This window comes from Aquirufa sp. A-Brett2-15D (assembly GCF_054558735.1).
Genome location: NZ_JBSKFT010000013.1, coordinates 1 through 588, shown reverse-complemented (window position 1 = coordinate 588; position 588 = coordinate 1). Strand labels below are relative to the sequence as shown.

1 pseudogene is annotated in these 588 nt (G+C 44.6%); it reads left to right on the top strand.

From position 1 onward, the window contains the following. A pseudogene (locus tag ACST14_RS10930) lies at positions 1-588 on the top strand (hypothetical protein); the annotation flags it as partial.

Genomic DNA, 588 nt, shown 5'->3' with positions numbered 1-588 from the left:
TATCTACGGGTTCGTTGGTATTGTCGGGAGGATTAGGAGTAGCCTCTCAGTTACGAGTGGGTGGTAATGTAACGTTTGGAAGTAGTTCGATATTAAATGTGACGAATACGACTGCCTCGAGTGCGACAAATAATGGAGCGTTGATTGTAGGTGGTGGAGTAGGTGTAGGTGGTAATCTGAATGTGGCTGGAACACTGAATGTAGCGGGGGCTACTGCTTTTTCAAGTGGAACGGTGACGGGTGTGACACCTGCTGTTAGTGACAATAGTACGAAGTTTGCAACTACGGCCTATGTAATTTCAGCACTTACTTCTACAGGAAGTGGATTAGTATGGAACGCTACTGGAAATACGGGTATGACAGATTATGCTTTTGGTATAGCTCAGTACGTATCAGAGACGAGTGCGGGTAAGTATTTAGGTACTTCGGATGGATACCCTTTGAATTTCCGGGTATCAAATGTAAGATCCGGGCGTATTGATAACAATATAAACATAGGCCAAACTAGTTTTGGTTACGGAGCTGGCCAGAACGCGTGGTTAGAGAATAACAGTGGTAATGGTTACAGAGGAACTAGAAATACGGCGA